This window comes from Pseudomonas sp. 50_B, from assembly GCF_017491625.1.
GTDB classification, from domain to species: domain Bacteria; phylum Pseudomonadota; class Gammaproteobacteria; order Pseudomonadales; family Pseudomonadaceae; genus Aquipseudomonas; species Aquipseudomonas danubii.
Window position 1 is genome coordinate 21722 of the sequence record NZ_JAFGYX010000003.1, and the last position, 16376, is coordinate 38097.

14 protein-coding genes are annotated in these 16376 nt (G+C 63.7%); 10 read left to right on the plus strand and 4 right to left on the minus strand.

Features of this window, described 5'->3' with window-relative positions; all coding sequences use genetic code 11:
* Window positions 1-298: 298 nt before the first annotated feature.
* Both J5M73_RS05550 and J5M73_RS05555 read left to right on the plus strand, forming a co-directional pair.
* A complete protein-coding gene (locus J5M73_RS05550; protein WP_102865225.1) occupies window positions 299-2554 on the plus strand; it encodes an arginine/lysine/ornithine decarboxylase in 2256 nt (751 codons plus the stop codon).
* A 14-nt stretch (window positions 2555-2568) separates the two neighbouring features.
* The gene (locus J5M73_RS05555) at window positions 2569-3147 is read left to right on the plus strand and encodes a GNAT family N-acetyltransferase (protein WP_207815078.1); all 579 of its coding nucleotides are present in this window, start codon (window positions 2569-2571) and stop codon (window positions 3145-3147) included.
* 5 nt (window positions 3148-3152) lie between these two features.
* On the opposite strand, the gene J5M73_RS05560 is transcribed toward J5M73_RS05555, so the two are convergent.
* Window positions 3153-4046, minus strand: coding sequence for a LysR family transcriptional regulator (locus J5M73_RS05560; protein WP_102865223.1), 894 nt, complete (start codon window positions 4044-4046; stop codon window positions 3153-3155).
* 74 nt (window positions 4047-4120) lie between these two features.
* Window positions 4121-4357: a hypothetical protein gene (locus J5M73_RS05565; protein ID WP_102865222.1), complete on the minus strand. Its 237-nt coding sequence runs from the start codon at window positions 4355-4357 to the stop codon at window positions 4121-4123.
* Window positions 4358-4572: 215 nt separating this feature from the next.
* On the opposite strand from J5M73_RS05565, the gene J5M73_RS05570 reads away from it, so the two are divergent.
* Window positions 4573-5130 (plus strand): NAD(P)H-dependent oxidoreductase, encoded by a 558-nt coding sequence (locus tag J5M73_RS05570; protein WP_102865221.1) that lies wholly within the window; start codon window positions 4573-4575, stop codon window positions 5128-5130.
* Between the two features lie 147 nt (window positions 5131-5277).
* Window positions 5278-6564, plus strand: a complete 1287-nt coding sequence (locus J5M73_RS05575) for an arsenic transporter (RefSeq protein WP_102865220.1) — start codon at window positions 5278-5280, stop codon at window positions 6562-6564.
* A gap of 85 nt (window positions 6565-6649) precedes the next feature.
* Here J5M73_RS05575 and J5M73_RS05580 read toward each other — a convergent pair whose 3' ends face one another.
* Complete coding sequence (locus J5M73_RS05580; protein ID WP_180988627.1) at window positions 6650-7627, minus strand: DUF1853 family protein; 978 nt, start codon at window positions 7625-7627, stop codon at window positions 6650-6652.
* Window positions 7628-7789: 162 nt separating this feature from the next.
* Here J5M73_RS05580 and J5M73_RS05585 point away from each other — a divergent pair, with 162 nt between their 5' ends.
* The 6 genes from J5M73_RS05585 to pepN are packed head-to-tail and all read left to right on the plus strand — an operon-like array spanning window position 7790 to window position 14290.
* Window positions 7790-8680 (plus strand): NAD(+) kinase, encoded by an 891-nt coding sequence (locus J5M73_RS05585; RefSeq protein WP_007920913.1) that lies wholly within the window; start codon window positions 7790-7792, stop codon window positions 8678-8680.
* A complete protein-coding gene (locus tag J5M73_RS05590) occupies window positions 8677-9651 on the plus strand; it encodes a metallophosphoesterase (protein ID WP_180988403.1) in 975 nt (324 codons plus the stop codon). The genes J5M73_RS05585 and J5M73_RS05590 overlap by 4 nt, the downstream gene beginning before the upstream one ends.
* Window positions 9648-10517 (plus strand): rhomboid family intramembrane serine protease, encoded by an 870-nt coding sequence (locus tag J5M73_RS05595; RefSeq protein WP_102865218.1) that lies wholly within the window; start codon window positions 9648-9650, stop codon window positions 10515-10517. The genes J5M73_RS05590 and J5M73_RS05595 overlap by 4 nt, the downstream gene beginning before the upstream one ends.
* A gap of 15 nt (window positions 10518-10532) precedes the next feature.
* Window positions 10533-10793 (plus strand): DUF1315 family protein, encoded by a 261-nt coding sequence (locus J5M73_RS05600; protein WP_011061566.1) that lies wholly within the window; start codon window positions 10533-10535, stop codon window positions 10791-10793.
* On the plus strand, window positions 10790-11620 hold the full coding sequence (locus J5M73_RS05605; RefSeq protein WP_102865217.1) for a DUF2797 domain-containing protein: 831 nt from the start codon (window positions 10790-10792) through the stop codon (window positions 11618-11620). Before J5M73_RS05600 ends, J5M73_RS05605 begins: the two co-directional genes overlap by 4 nt.
* Window positions 11621-11632: 12 nt before the next feature.
* Complete coding sequence (gene pepN / locus J5M73_RS05610; RefSeq protein ID WP_102865216.1) at window positions 11633-14290, plus strand: aminopeptidase N; 2658 nt, start codon at window positions 11633-11635, stop codon at window positions 14288-14290.
* Between the two features lie 162 nt (window positions 14291-14452).
* On the opposite strand, the gene J5M73_RS05615 is transcribed toward pepN, so the two are convergent.
* Window positions 14453-16084: a SulP family inorganic anion transporter gene (locus J5M73_RS05615; RefSeq protein WP_102865215.1), complete on the minus strand. Its 1632-nt coding sequence runs from the start codon at window positions 16082-16084 to the stop codon at window positions 14453-14455.
* Between the last annotated feature and the right edge of the window lie 292 nt (window positions 16085-16376).

Here is a 16376-nt window from a genome sequence, read left to right on the forward strand (position 1 = left end):
CGGCAGCGGCTACAGGGTAATGCCGAGCCGAGAGTGTTGTAGCCGCTGCCGCAGGCTGCGAACGGCTCCGAAGGCGACAGAGGTTTGTCGGGAGATCGCCAAGCAAGGCCCTGTGGGCCTTCACGCAGCTTCGCCATGGCTCAGCAGCGGCTACAGGTGTGTGGGGCGTGGGCCGGCAATTGTGCCTGTGCGACCTTTTGTTACATCCAGTCTGTGCTCGGGGTGACAGGCGACGCCAGGAGCTTCTACCCTGAGTCCATTGGCGGGACCTACCCGCCGCCTCAGGACAGCCTGCCCCATGTATAAAGACCTGCAGTTTCCGATCCTGATCGTGCACCGCGATATCAAGTCCGACACGGTGGCGGGAGACCGGGTGCGGGGCATCGCCCGGGAGCTGGAGAAGGACGGGTTCAGCATCTTTTCCGCGGTCAACTACGCCGAAGGGCGACTGGTGGCTTCTACCCATCACGGCCTGGCGTGCATGTTGATCGCTGCCGAGGGCGCCGGGGAAAACACCCATCTTCTGCAAAACATGGTGGAGCTGATCCGCCTGGCCCGGGTACGCGCACCCTTGTTGCCGATCTTCGCCCTCGGGGAGCAGATGACCCTGGAAAACGCCCCCGCCGATGCCATGAGCGAGCTCAACCAACTGCGGGGCATTCTCTATCTGTTCGAGGACACGGTGCCGTTCCTGGCCCGGCAAGTGGCCCGGGCCGCGCGCAATTATCTCGACGGCCTGCTGCCGCCGTTCTTCAAGGCCCTGGTGCAGCACACCGCCGATTCCAACTATTCCTGGCACACCCCGGGGCACGGCGGTGGCGTGGCCTATCGCAAGAGCCCGGTGGGCCAGGCGTTTCACCAGTTCTTCGGGGAGAACACCCTGCGTTCGGACCTGTCGGTGTCAGTGCCGGAGCTGGGCTCGCTGCTGGACCACACCGGGCCCCTGGCGGAAGCCGAGGCGCGGGCAGCGCGCAATTTCGGTGCCGACCACACCTTCTTCGTGATCAATGGCACCTCCACCGCCAACAAGATCGTCTGGCATTCCATGGTGGGGCGCGATGACCTGGTGCTGGTGGATCGCAACTGCCATAAATCGGTGTTGCACTCGATCATCATGACCGGGGCCATCCCCCTGTACCTGTGTCCTGAACGTAATGAGTTGGGGATCATCGGGCCGATTCCCTTGAGCGAGTTCAGCCCCGAGTCGATCCAGGCCAAGATCGACGCCAGTCCGCTGACCCGTGGCCGGCCGCCCAAGGTCAAGCTGGCGGTGGTCACCAACTCCACCTATGACGGCCTGTGCTACAACGCCGAGCTGATCAAGCAAAGCCTGGGCAACAGTGTCGAGGTGCTGCATTTCGACGAGGCCTGGTATGCCTACGCGGCCTTCCACGAATTCTTCGCCGGGCGTTACGGCATGGGCACCTCGCGCTCCGCTGACAGTCCCCTGGTGTTCACCACCCATTCCACCCACAAGCTGCTGGCGGCTTTCAGTCAGGCGTCGATGATCCATGTGCAGGATGGCGGCGCCCGACAACTGGATCGGGACCGCTTCAACGAAGCCTTCATGATGCACATCTCGACGTCGCCGCAGTACAGCATCATTGCCTCGCTGGATGTGGCCTCGGCGATGATGGAAGGGCCGGCGGGGCGCTCGCTGCTGCAGGAAATGTTCGATGAAGCCCTGAGCTTCCGCCGGGCCCTGGCCAATCTGCGGCAGAATATCGCCGCCGATGACTGGTGGTTCTCGATCTGGCAGCCGGAACGGGTCGAAGGCATCGATCAGGTGCGCACCGGCGACTGGTTGCTGGAGCCCGAAGGCGAGTGGCACGGTTTTGCCGGCGTCACCGACGACTATGTGCTGCTGGACCCGATCAAGGTGACCCTGGTGATGCCTGGGCTTACCGCTGGCGGGGCCTTGAGCGAGCACGGAATTCCCGCGGCGGTGGTCAGCAAGTTCCTTTGGGAGCGCGGGCTGGTGGTGGAAAAGACCGGGCTCTATTCGTTCCTGGTGCTGTTCTCCATGGGCATCACCAAGGGCAAGTGGAGCACGCTGCTCACCGAGCTGCTGGAGTTCAAGCGCAACTACGACGCCAATGTCAGCCTGGCCAGTTGCCTGCCCAGCGTGGCCGGGCAGGACCCGCAGCGCTATCAGGGCATGGGCTTGCAGGATCTGTGTGACCAGTTGCACGCCTGCTACCGCAGCAATGCCACGGCCAAGCACCTCAAGCGCATGTACACCGTGCTGCCGGAGGTGGCGATGAAGCCTGCCGATGCCTACGACCAACTGGTGCGCGGCGAAGTCGAGGCGGTGTCCATCGATCAACTGCAGGGGCGTATCGCCGCGGTGATGCTGGTGCCATACCCGCCGGGTATTCCGCTGATCATGCCCGGTGAGCGATTTACCGAAGCGACCCGCTCGATCATCGACTACCTGGCCTTTGCCCGAGCTTTCGACAGCAGTTTCCCGGGGTTCGTCGCCGATGTGCATGGCCTGCAGCATGACGACCAGGGCCATGGCCGGCAGTACACCGTCGATTGCGTCAAAGCATGAGGAGTTTTCCTGCTATGCAACCTGTGGTGAATCCCAAGTATCCGGGACTGGCGATCCGTGTGGCCGACGAGGGCTTCGCCGCCTACGTCTGGGGCAGCGACTTCAGCTTCGAAGTCAGTGCCTACGCCGAGGCCGAGCGGGGCTTGCCGGTGGCGGACTGGCCGCTGCGCAGGATCGTGCCTTACCGCAAGTGCTATGGCATCGACCCCGAGGAATTCAGCAGTTACCGCAACGCCGCGGACAGCGAGATCTTCATGGCCTACCTGGACGATCAGCCCGTGGGGCACGTGGTGGTCAGCACCAATTGGAACGGTTACGGGCATATCGACGAGTTGGCGGTGCATGCGCCGGCCCGGCGGCACGGCGTCGCCAAGGGGCTGCTGGAGGTGGCGCAGTTCTGGAGTCGCAAGAAGCAGTTGCCGGGGGTGATGCTGGAAACCCAGAACAACAACCTCGGCGCCTGTCGCCTGTATGAGCGTTGCGGCTACGTGGTGGGCGGGGTGGATCACCTGCGTTATCGCGGCATCGATCCGAATACCAGCGAGGTGGCGATTTTCTGGTACCGGCTGTTTGCCGATGAGCCTCAGGCGTAACGGTCCTAGCCGGCCAGCAGCGTTTCGGCCTGCTCGGTCAGCAGTTCCAGCAGGGCGCCGAGCAGGGGCGAGTCCTCGCCGGAACTGCGGCGCAAGGCGTACAGCGTGACACTGATGGGGGGTGACAAGGGGCAGGCATCGAGCCCGGCGCCACGGGCACCCACGGCGGTGAACGGGTCGACGATGGCCAGGCCCTCACCGGCCTCCACCAGGCTGCGCATCATCTGGTAGGTCTGTACCCGGGTCTGGATTACCGGGCTTGGCCGCAGATTCTGCAGCTTGCTGGTGAGTATCACGCTCAGCGGGTCCTGGCCCTCCAGGCCCACCATGGCCTGGCCCGCCAGCTCCTGCAGGGCCACGTATTTCTGTTTGGGTTGCAGCCAGCCATGGGGTGCCAGCAAAAACAGCTTGCCCTGAGCCAGGGCCTGGCTGTGGATGTCCGGGTGTTCGGGGTCATGCAGGCTCAGGCCCAGGTCACAGTCGTGCAGCAGCAGGCTGTGGACCATGTCGCGGGTGCTCTGGCTGAGGAGGCTGCAGGGCGTATCGGCGAAGCGCCGGCGCAGGGCCGCGATGCACTGAGGCAGCAGTTGTTGGACCAGAGGGGGCGTGCCGACGATGCGCAAAGGCGGTGCCTGATGAAACCTCAGGCTGTCAGCCAGGCGTTGTACCGGTTCGAAAGCGTCGTACACCCGGTTGATTGCCGGTTGCAATTCCCGGGCTTCGCGAGTGGCCTGCAAGCGCCCGCGCACGCTGGCGAACAGCATGAACCCCAATTGGCTTTCGGCATCGCGTAGCAGGGCTTCGACTTCAGCCACCGAGAGTTGCAGCAGCTCGGCGGCGGTGCCCAGGTGGGCGGTTTGCAGGAGCGCCTGAATCACTTCGATATGACGTAAACGCATGCTTGAAGTCCATGTCCAGCCGGTTAGGGAGTCAGGCGTTGAATCCTACCCCAAGTCCGGGCCGGCGGGCATGATCACTCACTGACATAGGTTTCCGGCTCCCGCACGATGGTGACGTCCGATTGCACCAGCAGGAATTGATTGTCATCGAGCTTCTTGACCCGGTCGCCAATGGCCAGGCGGTAGGTGGTAACGGGCTCCGAGCTGGCCTGGTCGCCCTCTGCGGGCATGGATTCCTGGAACTCGTGCACTGAATACACCCGTCCCTCGGCATCTCTTGCATGGAATTGTCCGACAAGTACTGCTGCCATCTTTAGAGCCTCTGGAGATAAAACACGCAAATTCGGTGCTGTAGACCCGACGTGTGCGAGGTAAGTTTTGCCGGCCGGAAAAAATAATCCGCCGTCGCAGCGCACGGCCTTCCAGCTCTTGGAACTTATGCAGGGAAATGGTTTGTGTGGGGTAGCAGGCGACCCCCAGGCTCATCTATAACTAACACCTTCTTCAAGCCAAGGGTTGGAATGCAATGAGCAATGTCTACAAAGTCGCAGTGCTGGTCGGCAGTCTGAGAAAACAATCCCTGAATCGCAAGGTAGCCCTGGCGCTGGCCGAGCTGGCGCCGGCGAACCTGCAGTTGAGCATCGTCGAGATTGGCGATCTGGCGCTGTACAACGAAGATATCGACGTGACGCCTCCCGCGGCCTACACCCGCTTTCGCGAACAGATCGGCGCTGCCGATGCGGTACTGTTCGTCACCCCGGAGTACAACCGCTCGGTACCGGCAGCTCTGAAGAACGCCATCGACGTCGGTTCGCGTCCCTATGGCAAAAGTGCCTGGAGCGGCAAGCCCGGAGCGGTGATCAGCGTTTCCCCCGGGGCCATCGGCGGCTTCGGTGCCAACCACCACCTGCGCCAATCCCTGGTATTCCTCAATGTGCCGTGCATGCAGCAGCCTGAAGCCTACCTGGGCGGCGCCGGCTCGGCGTTCGACGAAGCGGGCAAGCTGTCGGAAGCGACCCGGCCGTTCCTGCAGAACTTCATCACCGCCTACGGCCAATGGGTCGAGCAGCACAAGAAGGCTTGAGTGCTGTCTGTCACCCACATTCTCCTGCTGTGGTAGGCGCCGGCTTGCCGGCGAACGGGCTCCTGGGGCTTGTATCAGCCTCAGGTGCACGGTCGCTGGCAAGCCAGCTCCTGCGCTAGCCCCCTCTTTATTCAAGATGTCTTAGTCATGTTGATTGCAGTATCGATTTTCTTGCTGACCATTACCCTGGTGATCTGGCAGCCCAAAGGCCTGGGCGTCGGTTGGAGCGCGGTGTTCGGCGCGCTCCTGGCCCTGTTGTGCGGCGTGGTGCAACTGGCCGACATCCCGGTGGTGTGGCAGATCATCTGGAACGCCACCGGCACCTTCGTTGCGCTGATCATCATCAGCCTGCTGCTGGACGAGGCCGGGTTCTTCGCCTGGGCGGCCCTGCATGTGGCGCGCTGGGGGCGGGGCAGGGGGCGCCGGCTGTTCGCCTTCATGGTGCTGTTGGGAGCCCTGGTGTCGGCACTGTTCGCCAACGACGGCGCGGCGCTGATCCTCACGCCCATCGTCATTTCCATGCTGCTGGCCTTGCGCTTTTCTGCCGCCACGACCCTGGCTTTCGTCATGGGGGCCGGTTTCATCGCCGACACCGCAAGCTTGCCGCTGGTGGTGTCGAACCTGGTGAACATCGTCTCGGCGGACTTCTTCGAGATAGGTTTCAACCGTTATGCGGCGGTGATGCTGCCGGTCAATCTGGTGAGCGTCGCGGCGACCCTGGCGGTGCTGCTGTGGTTTTTCCGCCGGGACATCCCCGAAGAATACGATCCGCGCCAGTTGGCCGAACCCAGCAGCGCCATCCATGACCGGGCGACCTTCATCGCCGGCTGGTGGGTGCTGCTGATCCTGCTGCTGGGCTGTTTTGCCCTGGAGCCGCTGGGGATTCCCATCAGCGCCATTTCCGCGGTCTGCGCCACCTTGCTGCTGGTGATCGCGGCGCGTGGGCACAAGATTTCTACCCGCAAAGTGCTCAAGGAAGCGCCATGGCAGATCGTGATTTTCTCCTTGGGCATGTATCTGGTGGTTTATGGCTTGCGCAATGCCGGACTGACCGGGTACCTGGCGGGCTGGCTCGACGGCTTTGCCGTTGGTGGCGTCTGGGGGGCGGCGCTGGGCACCGGATTGCTGACGGCGGGGCTGTCTTCGGTGATGAACAATTTGCCCACGGTGCTGATCGCTGCCTTGTCCATCGATGCCAGTCAGGCCACCGGAGTGGTCAAGGAAGCGATGATCTACGCCAATGTCATTGGCAGCGACCTGGGGCCGAAAATCACCCCCATCGGCAGCCTGGCCACATTGCTTTGGCTGCATGTGCTTGAACGCAAGGGCATCCATATTGGCTGGGGTTATTACTTCCGGGTCGGCATCGTGCTGACACTGCCGGTGCTGCTGGTGACCCTGGCGGCCCTGGCGTTGCGGCTTTCCCTGGCATAGCGAAACCCCACCGAGCCGGCTTGCCGGCGAAGGGGGCGGGAGATGTGTGCCTGGCGGGGGAGGACTTTCGCTGGCACGCCAGCGCCTACGCAGGTTGGGCTCTGGGCGCAAGGGGCTGGGTTGCGGGGACGTTGGGCCAGAGGTCGGCCACCAGGAACAGGCGTTCGGCTTCTTCCCAGCCCCCTTCGGCTGTTTCCACCAGCCGTACCAGCAGTTGCGCCGGGGCCTGGGCGTCCAGTTCTGCAAGCCATTGCTGCAGTTGCCCGGCCGTCCAGGCCTGTTCGGCCGGATAGTGAGCCGGAGCCAGCCAGGCGTGGCGGGGCAGGGGCTGCCAACGCCCGGGTGCGCTCTGGGCGATGAAGGCGGGCCAGTCCCGCTGGTGCAGCCAGCGCCCTCGCAGGTGCTGCGGGTGAGCGCCTTGAGGCGGTTCGGCGTGGCCCGGCCAGGGATAGAGCAGGTAGCCCCCCAGCCACAGGTGGGCGCTGAACTGCTGGATGTCCAGCGCCGCCAAGGCTTCTCGGCTTTCGGCGCGGGCGGAAATCGGCAGTTGGTGCTCGTCCAGGTGCGCCAGCTTGCGGTCCAGGCGGTCGTGGCAGCCCGGGCCAAGCCATTGCGCGCTGTCGCGGCCGTTGCCGTGCTGCGGGCCCAGGTACAGCTTGATCGCCAGCTCCAGGTGATGCACGCCTTCGCGGTCGCGCAGCAGCATGTCCAGTTCACCGAGGGTGTGCCCCTCACGGCGGATCGGCAGGTTGGCCGCCAGCAGTTCCACCCCCGGCGCATGCTGCACGGCAAATTGCCAGAGGCGTTCGTAGTACAGGCCCAGGCGCCGGGTCCGACCCTGATTCAGCCAATGGCGCAAGGCGCGGCTGTCCAGATCCTGGCATCGCAGCCAGTGGGCCAGCAGTTGTGGCGCCAGCACCCAGTCGCTGCCGGCCAGGGGGTGGCGCTGTGGCCAGGGCGTATGGCTGAGCATCGGCGGCGCGAGGATGACCCAGGCGAGGTCGCGGACTTCAGGTTGACGCAACTGGCGGGGGAGGCTGAGCAAATCCGGGAACAGGAGCATCTTGCGAGCATAGACGCAAACCTGTGGCGTTCGCGATAAATGCGTGCCACTCGCAGTTGCATCGCCCGCTCCTAAGCGCCAGTGGCTGAAAGGATTTTGTCTAACGCCGGGTTTCGCCCATAATCCTCCGTTTCGCCCGTACCCGAATTCCGCAGGAGCCCCATGGAGCAGTTTCGCAATATCGGCATTATCGGTCGCCTGGGCAGTTCCCAGGTGCTGGACACAGTTCGCCGACTGAAGAAGTTTCTGCTGGCGCGCCACCTGCACGTGATCCTTGAAGACACCATCGCCGAAGTGCTGCCGGGCCACGGTCTGCAGACCTCCTCGCGCAAGCTGTTGGGCGAGGTCTGCGACATGGTCATCGTGGTCGGCGGCGACGGCAGCCTGCTGGGCGCCGCCCGGGCCCTGGCCCGGCACAATATTCCGGTGCTGGGGATCAACCGCGGCAGCCTGGGCTTTCTCACCGACATCCGCCCCGATGAGCTGGAAGTCAAGGTCGCCGAGGTGCTCGACGGCCACTACCTGGTGGAAAACCGCTTCCTGCTGCAGGCCGAAGTCCGTCGCCATGCCGAGGCCATCGGCCAGGGCGATGCGCTCAACGACGTGGTGCTGCACCCGGGCAAGTCGACGCGGATGATCGAGTTCGAGATCTACATCGACGGCCAGTTCGTCTGCAGCCAGAAGGCCGACGGCCTGATCGTCGCCACTCCTACCGGTTCCACGGCCTACGCGCTGTCCGCCGGCGGTCCGATCATGCACCCCAAGCTGGATGCCATTGTGATTGTGCCGATGTACCCCCATACCTTGTCTGGAAGGCCGATCGTGGTCGATGGCAACAGTGAGCTGAAAATCGTCGTGTCCAAAGATATGCAGATCTATCCGCAAGTCTCCTGTGACGGGCAGAACCACTTCACCTGTGCCCCGGGCGACACCATCACGGTCAGCAAGAAGGCGCAGAAGCTGCGCCTGATCCATCCGCTGGACCACAACTACTACGAGGTCTGTCGGACCAAACTCGGCTGGGGCAGCCGACTGGGCGGTGGAGGCGACTGATGCTCGATCCCGCGCGTAGCTACGACCTGATCGGTGACGTGCACGGTTGCGCCCTGACCCTGGAGCACTTGCTGGATCGGCTCGGGTACCACAAGCAGGGCGGCGTCTGGCGGCACCCGTCGCGCATGGCGGTGTTCCTCGGTGACATCATCGACCGCGGCCCGCGAATCCGTGAATCGCTGCATATCGTCCACGACATGGTGGTGGCCGGTCAGGCGCTGTGCATCATGGGCAACCATGAATTCAACGCCCTGGGCTGGAGCACCCCGGCGGCGGCCGGCAGCGGCAAGCAGTTCGTGCGCGAACACACCCCGCGCCATGCCCGACTGATCCACGAAACCCTGACCCAGTTCGAACACCACCCTGGCGACTGGCACGACTTCCTGGAGTGGTTCTATGAGCTGCCGCTGTTCGTCGACGCCGGGCGCTTTCGCGTGGTGCATGCCTGCTGGGATGCCGGCCTGATCGCGCCGCTGCGCCAGCAGTACCCCAACGGCTGCATCGACCGCGAGTTCCTCCAGGCCTCGGCGCTGCCCGACAGTTTTGCCAGCACCGCCTTCGATCGCCTGCTGCGCGGCACCGACATGCGCCTGCCCCACGGCCTGACCATGACCAGTGGCGACGGCCTGACCCGGGCGTTCTTCCGCACCAAGTTCTGGGAAGACGACCCGCAGACCTACGGCGACATCGTCTTCCAGCCCGATGCCTTGCCCGATCCGGTGGCGCGCACGCCGTTGTCCCCGGCCGAGAAAAACAGCCTGCTGCGCTACGGCGCCGACGAACCGATGCTGTTCGTCGGCCACTACTGGCGCAGCGGCAAGCCGGCGCCGATCCGGCCCAACCTGGCGTGCCTGGATTACAGCGCGGTGCTCTACGGCAAGCTCGCCGCGTATCGCCTGGACCAGGAAACCCGCCTGGACCCGAATAAATTTGTCTGGGTCGACGTCGAGCGGCCCGAGGTGTTGCGATGAGCGCGGTAGCGGTTTTGCGTCTGCCCCTGGCCACGGATCTGAGTGGCTTCGTCAAGCTGCTGCAGCGCATGCAGGTGCCGCACCGGGTCAGTGAGGAGGCCGGCGAGCAGGTGCTCTGGGTGCCGGAATCCATCAGTGAGGATGTGCGGGGCCTGTACCAGCGCTTTCCCCAGGGCGATCCCGAGCAGCAACTGGATATTCCGCAGGCGGCCACCCCGGCCCGCGTCGGCCTGGGGGAGCAGTTGCGCCGCAGCCCGATGACCGCGCTGATCCTGCTGCTGAGCCTGGCGGTGTGCGGCATCACCCTGCTGGGGGACAACCTGCAAACCCTCGGCTGGTTTACCTTCCTCGAGTTCCGCGTGGTCGGCGACTACATCCAGTTCAGTTCCCTGGCCGACAGCCTGGCGGCGGGGCAGTGGTGGCGCCTGGTGACGCCGATGCTGATCCACTTCGGCATCCTGCATATCGCCATGAACGGCATGTGGTACTGGGAGCTGGGGCGGCGTATCGAGTTGCGCCAGGGCAGCATCAACCTGCTGGGCTTGACCCTGCTGTTCAGCCTGGTGTCCAACTACGCCCAATACTATTTCAGTGGCCCGACCCTGTTCGGCGGCCTGTCCGGGGTGCTCTACGGTCTGCTCGGGCATTGCTGGATCTACCAATTACTGTCCCCCAACCCCATCTACCGCCTGCCCCGGGGCGTGCTGGTGATGATGCTGGTGTGGTTGCTGCTGTGCCTGTCCGGGCTGGTGTCGATGATCGGTTTCGGCGAAATCGCCAACGCCGCCCACGTCGGCGGGCTGCTCGTCGGTTGCCTTACTGGTTTGTTGGGCGGCTTGTACAGTCGCCGTAAACTGGCCCTTTGAACGCTGGAGTCTTGTATGTCGTCCTTTGTCGAAATGATCGAAAACATCACCCCCGAGATCTACCAGAGCCTGAAGCTGGCGGTAGAGATCGGTAAATGGTCCGATGGCCGCAAGCTCACCGCCGAGCAGCGCGAGCTGTCGCTGCAGGCGATGATCGCCTGGGAAATGCAGAACCTGCCCGAGGACCAGCGCACCGGCTACATGGGCCCGCAGGAATGCGCCTCGAAGTCGGCGCCGGTGCCGAACATCCTGTTCAAGTCGGATGCCATCCATTGATCGAGATTGGCCGCGGTTCCATCAGCAAAATGTCGGCACGCCTGGACGGGCCGAATGTTCAGTACGCTTTTCGCCTGGGTGACAGCGAGGTACCAGTCAACCCCCTGATCGGTACCCGGGTGCGCCTGGAATACCTGGGGGCGATCCACTGCACCCACTGCGGGCGCAAGACCAAGACCAGTTTCAGCCAGGGTTACTGCTATCCGTGCATGACCAAGTTGGCCCAGTGCGATATCTGCATCATGAGTCCGGAACGTTGCCACTACGACGCCGGCACCTGCCGCGAGCCGTCCTGGGGCGAGCAGTTCTGCATGACCGATCACGTGGTCTATTTGGCCAACTCCTCGGGGATCAAGGTCGGTATCACCCGCGCCACCCAGTTGCCGACCCGCTGGCTCGACCAGGGTGCCAGCCAGGCGCTGCCGATCATGCGCGTGGCGACCCGCCAGCAATCGGGCTTCGTCGAGGATCTGTTGCGCTCCCAGGTGGCGGACAAGACCAACTGGCGTGCCTTGCTCAAGGGCGATGCCCAGGCGGTGGACCTGGTGGCGGTGCGCGAGCAACTGTTTGAATCCTGCGCCGAGGGCCTGTTGGCCCTGCAGGAGCGTTTCGGCCTGCAGGCGATTCAGCCGGTGACCGATATCGAGCCCCTGGAGATCCGTTATCCGGTCGAGCAGTACCCGGCCAAGATCGTCAGCTTCAACCTGGACAAGAACCCGATTGCCGAAGGCACGCTGCTGGGGATCAAGGGCCAGTACCTGATCTTCGACACCGGCGTGATCAACATTCGTAAGTACACGGCCTACCAGCTCGCCGTGCATCAGTAGAAGGAATTCGCCATGCGCACCGATCAACCGAAGATGATCTACCTGAAGGACTATCAGGCCCCCGAGTACCTGATCGACGAGACCCACCTGACCTTCGAGTTGTTCGAGGACCACAGCCTGGTCCATGCGCAGCTGGTGATGCGTCGCAATCCGGCCCGTGGCGCCGGGCTGCCGCCGCTGGTGCTGGATGGCCAGCAGCTGGAGCTGCTATCGGTGAGCCTCGCCGATCAGCCGCTGAGTGCTGACGACTACCAGCTGGACGACAGCCACCTGACCCTGCACCCCACCAGCGCCAGCTTCACCCTGGACACCAGCGTGAAGATCCACCCGGAAAGCAATACCGCCCTGGAAGGCCTGTACAAGTCCAGTGGCATGTTCTGCACCCAGTGCGAAGCCGAGGGCTTTCGCAAGATCACCTATTACCTCGACCGCCCGGATGTGATGAGCAAGTTCACCACCACCGTGGTGGCCGAGCAGCACCGCTACCCGGTGCTGCTGTCCAACGGTAACCCGATTGCCAGCGGCCCCGGTGAAGACGGCCGGCACTGGGCGACCTGGGAAGACCCGTTCATGAAACCCGCCTACCTGTTCGCCCTGGTGGCCGGCGACCTGTGGTGCGTGGAAGACAGCTTCCGCACCCAGAGCGGCCGCGATGTGGCGCTGCGCATCTATGTCGAGCCGGAAAACATCGACAAGTGCCAGCACGCCATGAACAGCCTGAAAAAGTCCATGCGCTGGGACGAAGAGACCTACGGCCGTGAATACGACCTGGACATCTTCATGATCGTTGCGGTCAACGACTTCAACATGGGCGCCATGGAAAACAAGGGCCTGAACATCTTCAACTCCAGCGCCGTGCTGGCCCGTGCCGAAACCGCCACCGACGCCGCCCACCAGCGGGTCGAGGCCATCGTTGCCCACGAATACTTCCACAACTGGTCGGGCAACCGCGTGACCTGCCGCGACTGGTTCCAGCTCTCGCTCAAGGAAGGCTTCACGGTGTTCCGCGATGCCGGTTTCTCCTCGGACATGAACTCGCGCACCGTCAAGCGCATTCAGGACGTGGCCTACCTGCGCACCCACCAGTTCGCCGAAGACGCCGGCCCCATGGCCCATGCCGTGCGCCCGGAAAGCTTTATCGAGATTTCCAACTTCTACACCCTGACCGTGTACGAAAAGGGTTCGGAAGTGGTGGGCATGATCCACACCTTGCTCGGGGCTGAAGGTTTCCGTAAGGGCAGTGACCTGTACTTCGAGCGCCATGACGGTCAGGCCGTGACCTGTGACGACTTCGTCAAGGCCATGGAAGATGCCAATGGCGTCGATCTGACCCAGTTCAAACGCTGGTACAGCCAGGCTGGTACGCCACGGCTGGCGGTCAGCGAGTCCTACGACGCCGCCGCCAAGACCTACAGCCTGACCTTCCGCCAGAGCTGCCCGCAGACCCCGGACAAGGTGGAGAAACTGCCGTTCGTGATCCCGGTGGAGCTGGGCCTGCTGGACTCGAAAGGGGCGGGCATGGCCCTGCGCCTGTCCGGCGAAAACGCCGCCCAGGGAACTTCCCGGGTGATCTCGGTGACCGAGGCCGAGCAGACCTTCACCTTCGTCGACATCACCGAACAGCCGCTGCCTTCGCTGCTGCGGGGCTTCTCGGCGCCGGTGAAGCTGAGCTTCCCCTACAACCGCGACCAGCTGATGTTCCTCATGCAGCACGACAGCGACGGTTTCAACCGTTGGGACGCCGGCCAGCAGTTGGCCGTGCAAGTGCTGCAAGAACTGATTGCCCAGCATCAGCAGGGGCAGGCGCTGGTGATGGACGAGCGTCTGGTGACCGCCCTGGGCACCGTGCTGGCGGATGACAGCCTGGACCAGGCCATGGTCGCGGAAATGCTGTCCCTGCCGGGCGAGGCCTACCTCACCGAAATCAGCGAAGTGGCGGATGTCGAGGCGATCCATGCAGCGCGCGAGTTTGCTCGCCAGCAACTGGCTGACAGCCTGTTCGATGCGTTGTGGAAGCGTTACCAGACCAACCGGTCAGTGTCCAAGGCCACGGCCTACGTGGCCGAGTCCGAGCATTTCGCCCGTCGCGCACTGCAGAACATTGCCCTGTCATACCTGATGCTCACCCACAAGCCCGAAGTGCTGGCGGCGGCCATCGAGCAGTTCGACAGCGCCGACAACATGACCGAGCGCCTCACCGCCCTGGCGGTGCTGGTCAACTCGCCGTTCGAGGCCGAGAAGGCCCAGGCTCTGGCAGTGTTCGCCGAGAACTTCAAGGACAACGCCCTGGTCATGGACCAGTGGTTCAGCGTCCAGGCCGGCAGCCCGTTGCCGGGTGGCCTGGAGCGGGTCAAGGCGCTGATGCAGCACCCGGCGTTCAACCTCAAGAACCCGAACAAGGTGCGGGCGTTGGTGGGGGCGTTTGCCGGGCAGAACCTGATCAACTTCCACGCGGCCGATGGTTCCGGCTATCGCTTCCTGGCGGATCTGGTGATCCAGCTCAACGGCTTCAACCCGCAGATTGCCTCGCGGCAACTGGCACCACTGACTCGCTGGCGCAAATACGACAGCGCCCGCCAGGCGCTGATGAAGGGCGAACTGGAGCGCATCCGTGCCTCCGGCGATCTCTCCAGCGACGTGTTCGAAGTGGTGAGCAAAAGCCTCGCCTGACGGCGGCAGCGGCTACACCTGTAGCCGCTGCTGAGCCTGCGAAGCTGCGCCAAGGTCCGCAGGACCTTGCTTGGCGATCGCTGTCATACCTCTGTCGGTCTTGAGACCGATGCGTCCCTGCGACGCAGTGCCGCCCAGACCGTTCGCAGTCTGCGGCAGCGGCTACAGGGGGGGCAGTGCGCTGCTCAAGTCGCGGTGATAGTTCTGCGCGCCAATGGCGTGCAGGATGCCCACGCGCTCAAGCTTGGCATGTACCTTCAGGTTGGCTTCGCACAGTTTCACCACGATCCCGCGCTTGTGCAGCTGACCTATCACTTCCTCCAGGGTCTGCAGCCCAGTGATATCCATGAACGGCACATGCTTGAGGCGGATGATCAGCAGCCTGGGATCGCTATGGGTCTGGGCCAGGGCCCGTTCAAAGGTTTCGGCAGCGCCAAAGAACAGGGGGCCTTCGATGGTATAGATCAGCACCCCGGCAGGCAGGTGCCCGCGTCCTTTGCCGCGCAATTCGTTCTCCAGATCCTCCCCCACCACCTGCTGCACCTCCACCGAGGAGGCCATGCGCCGCAGAAAATGCAGCATCGCCAGGATCACCCCGATGTTCACCGCAATCACCAGATCACTGAACACCGTCAGCACAAAGGTGCACAGCAGGATTGCCACATCCGCCCGGGGCGCGCGCTGCACCATGCGCTTGAAGTGGTGCAGCTCACTCATGTTGTAGGCCACCACGAACAGGATCGCCGCCAGGGCGCACAACGGGATATTGGCCGCCAGCGGCGCGAGAAACAGGATGATCAGCACCAGCACCACGGCGTGGGTGATGCCGGCCAGCGGGCTGCTGCCGCCGTTGCGGATGTTGGTGGCGGTGCGAGCAATGGCACCGGTGGCGGCGAACCCGCCAAACAGCGGTGTGGCCAGGTTGGCGATGCCCTGGCCGATCAGTTCCTGGTTGGAGTCGTGGCGGGTGCCAGCCATGCCGTCGGCCACCACCGCCGACAACAGCGATTCGATGGCTCCGAGCATGGCGATGGCGAAGGCCGGTCCTATCAGGTCGAGTATCCGTGGCAGGCTGATCTCGGGCAGTTGCAGGGTCGGCAAGCCCTGGGGAATGCCGCCAAAGGCACTGCCGATGGTGGCCACGCCCTGGAACTGGAACAGTGACTGCAAGGCGGTGGCCAGGACCATGGCCACCAGCGGCGCCGGCAGGCGCTTGAGCGTGGGGATCCTGGGTACCCACAACAGCAGCGTCAGGCTGAGCAAGGCCAGCAGGGTGGTGGCCAGATGCAGTTCGGGAAGGGCTTGCAGCAGGTGCCAGAGTTTCTGGTGGAAGTGTTCGCCCTGGACGGCGGGCAGGCCGAAAAAGTCTTTCCACTGGCTGACCCAGATGATCACCCCGATCCCGGCGGTGAAGCCGAGAATCACTGGGTCGGGGATGAATTTGATCAGGGCGCCCAGGCGGCTGATGCCCAGCAGGAACAGGATGATCCCGGCCATCATGGTCGCCAGTTGCAGGCCGTCGACCCCGTATTTGGCGGTGACCCCGGCGAGAATCACGATAAAGGCCCCGGTGGGGCCGGCGATCTGCAAGCGGCTACCGCCGAACAGCGACACCAGCAGGCCGCCGACGATGGCGGTGTAGATGCCCTGTTCCGGCTTGACCCCGGAGGCGATGGCAAACGCCATGGCCAGGGGCAGCGCCACCACGCCGACAATCACCCCGGCCACCAGGTTGCGAGCCCAGTGCCGGGGGCCGAGCAAGCCAGCCTTCCACGCCTCGCGTATGGCAATCATGCGTCACTCCTGAAGGTCATCGGGCTCGCCACCCACGCAGCTCATCATAGTCAACACTGGGTAGCAGCGGCTTATGCCCTGGATCAGCCTTTGGTCGTGTACCGGCGCTACACGACGACAGGTCGCGCAAACCTCAGCTAGATTGACAAGCTTTTCGTACCGGTATCAACGCTTCCTCGCCTGCTGCAGAGGAGCATCGATCAGCCCAGCGAATGCCCGAGCATTCAGGGGCCTGGCCAGACGCGGTGATTAACAAAAGATAACGTGGCGTTGATTGTCAGACCTTTCCAAA

Coding starts and splice junctions, on each gene's coding strand:
- J5M73_RS05550 (WP_102865225.1), top strand. CDS start 299: ATGTATAAAGACCTGCAGTTTCCGATCCTGATCGTGCACCGCGATATC.
- J5M73_RS05555 (WP_207815078.1), top strand. CDS start 2,569: ATGCAACCTGTGGTGAATCCCAAGTATCCGGGACTGGCGATCCGTGTG.
- J5M73_RS05560 (WP_102865223.1), bottom strand. CDS start 4,046: ATGCGTTTACGTCATATCGAAGTGATTCAGGCGCTCCTGCAAACCGCC.
- J5M73_RS05565 (WP_102865222.1), bottom strand. CDS start 4,357: ATGGCAGCAGTACTTGTCGGACAATTCCATGCAAGAGATGCCGAGGGA.
- J5M73_RS05570 (WP_102865221.1), top strand. CDS start 4,573: ATGAGCAATGTCTACAAAGTCGCAGTGCTGGTCGGCAGTCTGAGAAAA.
- J5M73_RS05575 (WP_102865220.1), top strand. CDS start 5,278: ATGTTGATTGCAGTATCGATTTTCTTGCTGACCATTACCCTGGTGATC.
- J5M73_RS05580 (WP_180988627.1), bottom strand. CDS start 7,627: ATGCTCCTGTTCCCGGATTTGCTCAGCCTCCCCCGCCAGTTGCGTCAA.
- J5M73_RS05585 (WP_007920913.1), top strand. CDS start 7,790: ATGGAGCAGTTTCGCAATATCGGCATTATCGGTCGCCTGGGCAGTTCC.
- J5M73_RS05595 (WP_102865218.1), top strand. CDS start 9,648: ATGAGCGCGGTAGCGGTTTTGCGTCTGCCCCTGGCCACGGATCTGAGT.
- J5M73_RS05600 (WP_011061566.1), top strand. CDS start 10,533: ATGTCGTCCTTTGTCGAAATGATCGAAAACATCACCCCCGAGATCTAC.
- pepN (WP_102865216.1), top strand. CDS start 11,633: ATGCGCACCGATCAACCGAAGATGATCTACCTGAAGGACTATCAGGCC.
- J5M73_RS05615 (WP_102865215.1), bottom strand. CDS start 16,084: ATGATTGCCATACGCGAGGCGTGGAAGGCTGGCTTGCTCGGCCCCCGG.